This window comes from Halomonas sp. BC04, from assembly GCF_000568385.1.
Genome location: NZ_AZQX01000349.1, coordinates 1 through 10,453, shown reverse-complemented (window position 1 = coordinate 10,453; position 10,453 = coordinate 1). Strand labels below are relative to the sequence as shown.

8 protein-coding genes and 3 pseudogenes are annotated in these 10,453 nt (G+C 63.4%); 5 read left to right on the top strand and 6 right to left on the bottom strand.

All coding sequences use genetic code 11. The annotated features are described in order from the left end of the window. From Q427_RS23510 to hemH, 5 genes and pseudogenes are all read left to right on the top strand, one after another. A partial coding sequence (locus Q427_RS23510; RefSeq protein ID WP_043517688.1) for a carbohydrate porin occupies nt 1–941 on the top strand: 941 nt, incomplete at its 5' end. Nucleotides 942–1,095: 154 nt separating this feature from the next. Next, nucleotides 1,096–2,483: pseudogene (gene dnaB / locus Q427_RS23505) on the top strand (replicative DNA helicase). A 74-nt stretch (nt 2,484–2,557) separates the two neighbouring features. Next, nucleotides 2,558–2,851: a hypothetical protein gene (locus Q427_RS23500; RefSeq protein WP_043512863.1), complete on the top strand. Its 294-nt coding sequence runs from the start codon at nt 2,558–2,560 to the stop codon at nt 2,849–2,851. 212 nt (nt 2,852–3,063) lie between these two features. Next, nucleotides 3,064–3,366: a DUF6482 family protein gene (locus tag Q427_RS23495; RefSeq protein ID WP_043517686.1), complete on the top strand. Its 303-nt coding sequence runs from the start codon at nt 3,064–3,066 to the stop codon at nt 3,364–3,366. 171 nt (nt 3,367–3,537) lie between these two features. After that, nucleotides 3,538–4,611, top strand: coding sequence for a ferrochelatase (gene hemH / locus Q427_RS23490; RefSeq protein WP_043517684.1), 1,074 nt, complete (start codon nt 3,538–3,540; stop codon nt 4,609–4,611). Nucleotides 4,612–4,702: 91 nt separating this feature from the next. On the opposite strand, the gene Q427_RS23485 is transcribed toward hemH, so the two are convergent. The 6 genes and pseudogenes from Q427_RS23485 to Q427_RS30605 all read right to left on the bottom strand — a co-directional run. Next, nucleotides 4,703–5,137 carry a Na+/H+ antiporter subunit G gene (locus tag Q427_RS23485; protein WP_043512867.1) on the bottom strand — a complete coding sequence of 145 codons (435 nt, stop codon included), beginning with the start codon at nt 5,135–5,137 and terminating at the stop codon, nt 4,703–4,705. Between the two features lie 10 nt (nt 5,138–5,147). Further along, complete coding sequence (locus Q427_RS23480; protein WP_043512870.1) at nt 5,148–5,417, bottom strand: K+/H+ antiporter subunit F; 270 nt, start codon at nt 5,415–5,417, stop codon at nt 5,148–5,150. Beyond that, nucleotides 5,411–5,908, bottom strand: a complete 498-nt coding sequence (locus Q427_RS23475) for a Na+/H+ antiporter subunit E (protein WP_043517682.1) — start codon at nt 5,906–5,908, stop codon at nt 5,411–5,413. The genes Q427_RS23480 and Q427_RS23475 overlap by 7 nt, the downstream gene beginning before the upstream one ends. Then, nucleotides 5,905–7,445 (bottom strand): annotated as a pseudogene (locus Q427_RS23470) (monovalent cation/H+ antiporter subunit D). Before Q427_RS23470 ends, Q427_RS23475 begins: the two are co-directional and overlap by 4 nt. Next, nucleotides 7,442–7,786 (bottom strand): Na+/H+ antiporter subunit C, encoded by a 345-nt coding sequence (locus Q427_RS23465; protein WP_043517680.1) that lies wholly within the window; start codon nt 7,784–7,786, stop codon nt 7,442–7,444. The pseudogene Q427_RS23470 and the gene Q427_RS23465 overlap by 4 nt, the downstream one beginning before the upstream one ends. Then, nucleotides 7,786–10,453 (bottom strand): annotated as a pseudogene (locus tag Q427_RS30605) (monovalent cation/H+ antiporter subunit A); the annotation flags it as partial. The gene Q427_RS23465 and the pseudogene Q427_RS30605, both read right to left, overlap by 1 nt.

Sequence of the window (10,453 nt, the reverse complement as noted above, 5' to 3'; positions counted from 1 at the left end):
CGAGTTTCACCGGGGCCTTCGAGAATGCCTCTATCTGGGCCGGCAAGCGCTTCGATCGCGACAACTTCGACATCCACTGGCTCGACACCGACTTCGTCTTCCTGGCCGGTACCGGTGCGGGTATCTACGATGTCCAGTTGGCCGACAACTGGCGCTCCAATTTCTCGCTCTACGGGCGCAGCTTCAGCGACTATCCGGTGCGTCCCGAGTACCCGGGGCTCGAGGGCAGCACGGACAGCCTGGTCCTCACCGCCAACAACTACTTCGCCAACTGGCAGTGGATGGTCAACGCCATGTCGGCGGCCGACAACGACGAGCGCGACATCGGCGAAGGCCAGGCCGCCGCCGACACCGGTTTCCATACCATGGTGGCCTACCATGGCGACAGCTTCTTCGGCCTTGGCGAAGGCAACTACAAGGTGGCACTGCTCCACGGCCAAGGCCTCGGTGCAGAGGTCAAGGCGCTCGGCAGCACCGGCGAGTTGACCGACGACGCCCAGGCCACCCGCCTCGGCATCTACGGCACCACCTACGTGGCCCCCAACTGGCGTTTTGCGCCGGTGCTGTTCGGTGAGGTGAGCAAGGACCGTTTCGTCGAAGGTGACGACTACAAGTGGTTGACACTCAATGCGCGCCTGGTCAACGAGATCACCCAGAACTTCGAAATGCAGTACGAGGCCAGCTACCAGTACATGGACCTGGATCCCAATGGGCGCGGCGACCTGAACGCGGTGAGTGGTGACTTCGGCAAGTTCACCATCGCCCCCACCTTCAAGCCCCAGGTGGGCGGCTTCTGGCAGCGTCCCGAAATTCGCCTGTTCGCTTCATACACTGACTGGGATAGTGAACTCAACGATTTCGATACGACCTCCGCCTTCGGCAGTGACAGCTTCACCGGCGGCCAGTGGAGCTTCGGTGTGCAGACCGAAGTCTGGTTCTAAGCCAGGCCCGCCCCGGCCGGGCCAGATGCTCGCTTGCTGTTTCGATCCTTGCCGCGGCCGATTTCGGCCGCGGTTTTTGTCGTTTCGAAAGGTAGGGTGGACCACCTCCATCGGGTAGAATGGCACGGCCCGTTTCCATGTAGGTTGCCATGCCATGAACGACACCCTCGAGTTGGATCAGGAAACCGCTGCCCTGAAGATGCCGCCCCACTCGCTGGAGGCGGAGCAGTCTGTGCTGGGCGGCCTGATGCTCGATAACCAGGCATGGGATACCGTAGCCGAACGGCTGGTGGCGGATGACTTCTATCGCTACGAGCATCGCTTGATCTTCAACGCCATGACCGGCCTGGCCGAAGCCAGCCAGCCTCTGGATGTGGTGACGCTCTCAGAGGCGCTGGAAGGGCGTGATCAGCTAGGTACCATCGGTGGCCTCGCCTACCTGGCCGAACTGGCGCGCAATACGCCGTCGGCCAGCAATATTCGTGCCTATGCGGATATCGTTCGCGAGCGCGCCACCCTGCGCAAGCTGATCCGGGCGGCCAGTCAGATTGCCGATGGCGCCTTCAGCCCGCAGGGAAGGCCGGCCGATGAGCTGCTCGACGAGGCCGAGCGACTGGTGTTCCAGATCAGCGAGGAGCGTCCCAAGTCCGGCGGGCCCATCGGCATGAGCGAGCTGCTGGCCAAGGCAGTGGATCGCATCGACGAGCTGTTCAACATGCAGGGCGAGATGACGGGTCTCTCCACCGGCTTCCGGGACCTCGACGAAATGACCACTGGCTTGCAGCCATCCGACCTGGTGATCATTGCCGGGCGCCCCTCCATGGGCAAGACCACTTTCGCCATGAACCTGGTCGAACATGCGGTGATCGCCAGCGACAAGCCCGTCATGGTCTTCTCCATGGAGATGCCCGCCGAGTCGCTGATGCTGCGCATGCTCTCGTCCCTGGGGCGTATCGACCAGACCCGGTACGTACCGGTCAACTGGAGGACGAGGATTGGCCGCGGCTGACGTCGGCGGTGAACCTGCTCAAGGACAAGCAGCTGTTCATCGACGACACCGCAGCGCTTTCGCCCAACGAAATGCGCTCGCGGATTCGCCGGCTGGTGCGTGAGCACGGCAACATGGCGCTGGTCATGATCGACTACCTGCAGTTGATGCAGATCCCGGGCTTCTCCGAGAACCGGACCGGCGAGATCTCGGAAATTTCCCGCTCCTTGAAGGGCCTGGCGAAAGAGTTCGGCTGCCCGGTGGTGGCGCTGTCCCAGCTCAACCGTTCACTGGAGCAGCGTCCCAACAAGCGTCCGGTGATGTCGGACCTGCGTGAATCCGGCGCCATCGAGCAGGACGCGGACGTCATCGCCTTCGTCTACCGTGATGAGGTCTATAATCCGGATAACCCCGATAATCAGGGACTCGCCGAACTGATCATCGGCAAGCAGCGTAACGGTCCCATCGGCACGGTGCACATGGCCTTCATTGGGCGCTATACCCGCTTCGAGGACCTGGCCCCGGACACCTACGGTGAGTCCTTTGGAAGTTGATCGTCTTCCCGGGCCTTGAGCCTGTGGGTGGGCACCGTATAATGCCGACCCCCGACAGATCACCAGGAGGCAGCATGGCAAGCGGATTCAGACGCGGCAAACAGCAGCGCGCCCCGAAGCTCGAGGCGCGCGGGGAACTCCAATCGCTGGAGCGGGAAGGGCCCTTCAAGGAGTGGCTGGGAATGCCGGACCTCTACCGTTTCCAGCTGGTCGTGGAGGGCGAGACGTACAGCTATCAGACCGAGGATCCCGAGCTTGCCGTGGCCGTTGGCGATCGCGTGGTGTTTCGCTACAAGGAGACCAAGGCGGGAAAATGGGTGGACCGCCGCTCGCTCGCCAAGGCCATCGACCCTTCCGATTACCAGTAGCCCTTCACCTTCTGCCTGTCGCACGATCAACTGCCTCGTCGCGACTCCACCACAATACCGACTGCCTTAGTCCCTATCACGGAACCCTCCCGCTGTCCGATAGTCACATTCCCAATATGCTACTGTCATGCAAATGCTACCGGGCACAGTCATGCTGTGCCCGAGTCATATCTGTTTTAGCGCCATTTGATGTCCGTTACATGGAGGGAGCCATGGACTTCAACGACCTCAAGGCCTTTGCGGCCAGTCACGACAACTACGAAATCCGCGTCATCACCCACGCCGGAAGCCACTGTTATCAGGTGGAGCTGGAGGATGTGGAAGGTGCCCGGCACCTGCTCACCAGGCGCGGCAAGCCGGTCGTGTTTCGCTCGCTGGAGGATGTGTACCTGGAACTCCAGCGGGCCGGCATTCATCGTGCCTTCCTGGTGCAGCATGTACCCCATGACGAGGTCATCGGCCGCGAGGCTCACTACCGGGACCCCTTGACCTCACGAGTGCCCTTGGTCTTCTGATTGGGTCTCCTGATTGTCCTCGGCGCCTCCCTGGTATGGAGGCTCCTCCCAAGCTGTACAAAATCCGAATTAAGTACAGCTTTTTCTCCTTCCGGGCGTCTGGCCTGATAAACTGTCCGCTGTCGTGAGTCACCGACCAGAATCCGTCATCGACCAGAAGGAGCAACGTGCATGACCTCAGCGGGAGTGGAACAGGATCAGCCCGGCAAGGGGCGGCTGGCCCATGCGGCAGCGGACCATCCGCCCGTAGCGAAGCCCAAGATCGGTATTCTGCTGGCAAACCTGGGCACGCCGGATGCCACCGATTACTGGTCGATGCGGCGCTATCTCAATGAGTTCCTCTCCGACAAGCGGGTGGTGGACTATCCGGACTGGAAGTGGCAGCCACTGTTGCAGCTGATCATTCTCACCAAGCGCCCGTTCAGCTCCGGCAAGGCTTATCGCGGGATCTGGAATACCGAGAACGACGAAAGTCCGTTGCTGACCATCACGCGGCAGCAGACCCACAAGATCGCCGAGGGGCTAGAAGCATTGTATGGCGACGAGGTTGTGGTGGACTTCTGCATGCGTTACGGCAATCCCTCCACCGACAGCGTGCTGCGGCGCATGCAGGCACAGGGCTGCGAGCGCATCCTGTTCTTTCCGCTCTATCCCCAGTACGCCTCGCCGACCACCGCCACGGCCAACGATCAGGCCTTTCGTACGCTGATGAAGCTCAAGTGGCAGCCGGCATTTCGCACCGTACCGGCCTATTTCGACGAGCCGGCCTATCTCGACGCCCTCGCGGCTTCGGTGGAAGAGGCCTACGCTGTCGCCGAGAGCCGTCCCGAGGTGCTCGTGGCTTCCTATCATGGTGTGCCGAAGCGCTATCTGATGGAGGGGGACCCCTACCATTGCCAGTGCCAGAAGACCACGCGGCTGCTCAAGGAGCGCCTGGGCTGGCCCGACGATGCTATCGTCACCGCTTTCCAATCGAAGTTTGGTCCGGAGGAGTGGGTGGGGCCGGCCACCGTGGAACATGTGGCCGAACTGGCCCGCCGGGGCCACAAGCACATCGCGGTGGTTTCCCCCGCCTTTTCCGCCGACTGCGTGGAGACCCTCGAGGAGATCGAGGAGGAGATCAAGGAGAGCTTTCTCGACGCCGGTGGCGAACGGTTCACCTATATCCCGTGCCTGAACGACCGCGACGACCATATCGCCGCGCTGATCGCGGTCATTCGACGCGAACTCTCAGGCTGGTGCTGAGGGCGGTTTTCACTTGGCCAATTCGTTGGCGAACAACAAAGAGGGCTGCCAACAGGCAGCCCTCTTTGTTGATGTCTTGCGCAACAGTGGCTCAGCGGCGCATGCGTGAACGCTTGGCCTTGCGATACTTCCACGGGTGCTTGGCTCGCGCTGGGCGCGCAACGCGACTCTGGCCGACGTCCTCGTCGCGGAATTCGGGCACCGAACCCCGGGTGCCGGTGATGAATCGCAGGTGCATGTGCAGGCCGGTCTTGGCCAGCATGTGGCCGGTCACCGGCGCCGTGATGAACAGGAACAGGGTGATCAGCAGCTCCTGGACGTGAAGCTCGCGCTGGGTGATGGTGAAGTAGAGCATCGAGGCGATCAGGATGCAGCCGATTCCCAGGGTCGTCCCCTTGGTGGGACCGTGCAGTCGCATGAAGAAGTCCTTGAACTGCAGCATGCCCAGCGAGCCGGTGAAGGCGAAGATCCCACCGGCGACCAGCAGGAAGGCGATCACGCCTTCGGCGATGACGTAGAAGGTCATGGCGTCTTCCTCATTCGATGATGTCGCCGCGCAGCAGGTAGCGACAGATGGCCATGGTGCTGACGAAGCCGAGCATGGCGATCAGTATCGCCGCCTCGAAGTAGGTCTTGGTATTGAGCCAGAGTCCCAGCATGACGATCAGCGCGATGGAGTTCACGTACAGGGTATCCAGCGCCAGCAGGCGATCCGGGATGTCAGGGCCGATGGCCAGCCGGTAGACGTTCATCGCCATGGCCAGCACGATCAGCGTCAGGCCGATCAGCAGGGCAGTATCTAGCATTCGAAGATCTCCTTTAGCGGCCGTTCATAGCGTTCGCGGATCTCGCGTACCAGCTCCTGCTCCTCGTCCATGTCCAGTACATGGATCAGCAGGGACGAGCCATCCAGGCGGATATTGGTGGATACGGTGCCTGGCGTCATGGTGATGGTATTGGCCAATAACGTGATGACCAGTCGGTCCTTGACCTCGAGCGGGTATTCGACGAAGCCTGGGTGTGGCTCCCGCCGAGGCAGGAGTATCAGCAGGCTGACGTGTACGTTGGCCTTGACGATATCCCACATGACGATGATGACGAACCAGGCCAGCTTGATGGGATGCTTCACCCGGGGCAGGGGCTCCCAGAAGCCCTGTGTCAGCAGAGGGATCCCCACGGCCAGGAAGGCGCCCAGCACCAGCTGGCCGGGTTCGATGCTGCGCACCATCAGCAGCCATACCACCAGCAAGACCAGCGAGAGGGTGGGGGTGGGCAGGTAGCGTCCCATTGCTCTCATGGCGCGTCTCCGGTGATGTTCTGGAACTGCACGATCTGCTGCCCAGGCGCGTCTCCCAGCAGCTGGCGAATCGGCTCCTGGGGATTGGCCAGCTGTTCGGCCGTCGCCTGGGTATAGGCGTTCACTGGCCCGCCGAAAATGACCAGCAGCGGAGCGCTGGCCAGTAGCCATGCCACGCCGGCCAATTGGGCCCGACTGATCCTGCCGGTGTCGACCGCTCCCTTGTAGCTGGCCCAGAAGAAGACCGAACCTGCCCGGGACATGGCGATCAGGGCACACAGCCCGGCCAGAAGCAGTAGCGGCCACAGCCAGAGTCGTGCGCTGCCTTCAGCGGCCTGCATCAGCAGCAGCTTGCCCAGCGCGCCAGCAAGCGGCGGTAGTCCGGCGACCGCAACGGCGGCCACCAGGAACAGGCCGCCAAGCAGGTGGGGCTGATGCAGGCGACGGGCACGAACCAGGCGGGTGCCCGCCTTGCCACGCTGCTGCCCGATCATTTCGGCGATCAGGAACAGGGCGCCGCAGATCAGGGTGGTATGCGGCAGGTAGTAGAGCAGGGCAGTGGTTGCCGCTGTCGTGCCCAGAGCCGCCCCGGCCAGCAGGGTGCCTACCGAGACGAGCACCAGGTAGGCGATCAGGGGGCGCATGTCGCGGGCGGCGAGCACGCCGATTGCCGCCAGTACGATGGTGGCCAGGCCCGACCACCACAGCCAGGCGGTAATGCCGCCTGCCGCGGGGCTGTCGACGAAGATCATCGTCTGCACGCGCAGGATGGCGTACAGCCCCACCTTGGTCATGATGGCGAACAGCGCCGCGACCGGGGCGGGTGCCGCCGAATAGGTGCGCGGCAGCCAGAAATAGAGCGGCAGCAGCGCCGCCTTGAGGCTGAAGACCACCACCAGCAGCAGGGCGCCGGCGGTGACCAGGGCCGCCTGGTCGCCGGACATGGCGGCAACACGGCGCGCCATGTCGGCCATGTTCAAGGTGCCAGTGGCGCCGTACAGCACACCCAGCGCAATGATGAACAGCGCCGAGCCGGCCACGTTGAGGATCACATAGTGGAGGCCGGCGCCCACCCGGGCCTTGCCGCCGCCATGCATCAACAGCGCGTAGGAGGCCAGCAGCAGGATCTCGAAGAAGACGAAGAGATTGAACAGGTCACCGGTGAGGAAGGCGCCGTTCAGGCCCACCAGCTGGAGCTGGAAGAGACCGTGAAAGTTGCTGCCCTTGGTGTCGTCACCGGCGCTGGCGAAGAGGATGCAGCCCAGGGCCAGCACGGCGGTGAGCGTCAGCATCAGGCCGAGAGCCGGTCGAGCATCAGTACGATGCCGAAGGGCGCCTGCCAATTGCCCAGGCTGTAGAAGGTCAATTCGCCACTGGCGGCACGGCTCAGCAGCAGCAAACTGACCACGACCAGGGCCGCGGTAAGCGACACGCTGATGCGGCGATGGGTGGTAAAGCTCGCCTTGCCCATCAGCAGGAGTGCCAGTGCTCCCATCATTGGCAGCAGGATGGGGAGAATGATGAGGTGCTGGTTCATCGGCGCACATCTCCCTCTTCACCCTGTTGACCATCCACATGGTCGCTGCCCAGCTCACTGCGGGCGCGAATGGCCAGGATCACCACGAAGGCGGTCATGGCGAAGCCGATGACGATGGCGGTCAGTACCAGGGCCTGGGGCAGGGGATCGGTGGGTGAGAGCGATTCGCCGATGACGGCTGCCGCATGGGTGTTGAGCCCTCCCGTGGAAAACAGGAAGAGGTTGACGGCGTAGCCGAGCAGGGCCAGGCCGACGATGACGGGGAAGGTGCGGCCCCGCAGCAGTAGATAGAGACCGCTGGCAGAGAGCACGCCGACCACCAGCGAGAAGAGGGCTTCCATCAGCGTTCCTCCAGCGTCGGGCGGTGCACGGTGGTGACCCGGCCCAGGTTGATAAGGATCATCAGGGTGGCGCCGACCACCGCCAGGTAGACCCCCAGATCGAAGAGCATGGCCGAGGCCAGTTCGATCTCGCCGATCAGCGGGATATGGAAATGGCCGAATGCCGAGGTCAGGAAGGGGTAGCCGAATAGCCAGCTGCCAAGCCCCGTGGCCACGGCAATGGCCAGGCCGGATACCGCCACCACCGGATAGGAGACCGGCAGGCGCTGCCGTGTCCAGTCATGCCCGCGGGCCATGTACTGCAGGATCAGGCCACGGAGGTGATCAGGCCGGCAATGAAACCACCGCCGGGCTGGTTGTGGCCGCGCAGGAAGATATAGACCGATACCAGCAGTGCCAGCGGCAGTAGTATCTGCGCCACTACCGCCAGGATCATCGGATAGCGGTGCTGCGACCAGCGGATGCCTTCCAGGTTGCCCGAGGGCATGAACAGTCGCATGCGGTTGAGCAGCTTGAAGGTGGCCAGGCCGGCCAGGGTCAGCACGGTGATCTCGCCCAGGGTATCGAAGCCGCGGAAATCCACCAGGATGACGTTGACCACGTTGGTTCCGCCGCCGCCAGGCAGGCTTTCACGCAGGAAGTAGTCGGCGATGGTCAGTGTCTCGCGGGTGAGCAGGGCATAGTTGAGCATTGCCACCACCACGCCCAGGGAGGCGGCAAGGATCAGGTCGCGCAGGATCCGTCTTCCCGAGACAAGCAGGGGAGGGCGCTGGGGCAGGAAGAACAGTGCCAGGATCATCAGGATCATCGAGGCGACTTCCACCGACAGCTGGGTCAGTGCCAGGTCCGGGGCGGAAAAACGCACGAAGGTCAGCGAGACGGCGAGACCCACCACCGAGAGCATGAGCAGTGAGACCAGCCGCCAGCGATGGCTCAGGCGCTGCCGATGGCGCCGAAGATCATCAGGCCGGCACCCAGGATCATCATGCCGTCCAGTGGCTGCAGGCCCAGCTCGCCGGTGAGGGACTCTAGCCGGGTCAGGCCGATTGCGGTCATGACCAGGGCGCAGAGAATCAGCAGGGCCTGGTAGCGCTGCAGCGAGCCGTTCTCCAGGCGAAGGGTCAGCCAAAGGGTAACCTTGATGGCGCGCTGTATGGCGGCCTCGAAGATGAGCCTGCGTCACGGGAGGGGAAGAGTGCCGCAATGCCGGCAAAGTAGCGCTGGTGGCGAAGTACCAGGATGCCGCCTGCCACCGCGGCAAGGCTCATCAGCAGGGGCGCGTTGATGCCATGCCACAGCGCCAGGGTGAATATCGGCGTCGTCTCGCCCTGGACCGCCAGGCTCGCTGCATTGACCAGGGGGGCGGCCAGCGTCATGGGGAACAGGCCCACCAGCAGGCTGACGGCGGCCAGGAACAGTCCCGGCGCCAGCATGCCGTGCGCCGGGTCGTGGGCCTTGATCGGCGGCTGGGACTTCTGCTCGCGGGTAAGCTTCGGCTCGGCGAAGAAGAGGCTATAGATCAGCCGCAGCGAATAGGCGACCGAGAGCATGGCGGCGACTACCACCAGCAGCGGGATGACCACGCTGAGTGCGCCGAGCAGGCTATTGATCAGGCTCTGTTCGAACAGCATCTCCTTGGAGAGGAAGCCGTTGAAGGGGGGAAAGCCGGCCATGGCGGATCCCGCGAGGATCGTCATGGTGCCGGTCAGCGGCATCATCGACCACAGGGCGCCCAGTCGATCGATATCCCGGGTGCCGGTCTCATGATCGATGATGCCGACCATCATGAACAGCGCCGCCTTGAAGGTGGCGTGGTTGAGAATGTGAAACACGGCGGCCACGATGGCCAGCGGACTGCCCAGCCCCAGCAGCAGGGTGATCAGGCCCAGGTGGCTGACCGTGGAGAATGCCAGGATGCCCTTCAGGTCGCGCTCGAGCAGGGCAAACCAGGCGGCATAGAGCATGGTGGCGAGGCCCACCAGGGATAGCGCAACGGCCCACAGCGCAGTGTCCCCCAGCGCCGGGTTTAGCCGCGCCATCAGGAAGACGCCGGCCTTGACCATGGTGGCCGAATGCAGGAAGGCCGATACCGGCGTCGGTGCCGCCATGGCATGGGGCAGCCAGAAGTGGAACGGGAACTGGGCCGACTTGGTGAAGGCGCCGAAGAGTACCAGCACCAGGATGAGCGGATAGTGGGCCGAGGCGCGTATCACGTCGCCAGCAGCCAGGACGTCACCCATGGCAAAGCTGCCGACGGCCTGGCCGATCAGCAGAATGCCGGCCAGCAGTGCCAGCCCCCCGGCGCCGGTGACGGTGAGCGCCATGCGTGCACCGCGTCGGGCGTCGCTGCGATGGCCCCAGAAGCCGATCAACAGGAACGAGGAGATACTGGTCAGCTCCCAGAACAGCCACAGGAGCAGCAGGTTGTCGGCCATGGCAATCCCCAGCATGGCCGTCATGAACAGCATCATGTAGGAGAGAAAGCGACCGTCGTCCTCGGCAGCACTCAGGTAATACCCGGCATACAGCAGGATCAGGCTACCGATACCCAGGATCAGCAAGGCGAACAGCAGCGTCAGGCCGTCGATTCGCAGCGCCAGGTCGAGTCCCAGCAGGGGCATCCAGGGTATCTGTAGGCTGACCACATCGCCGGCGATGACGGTCGGG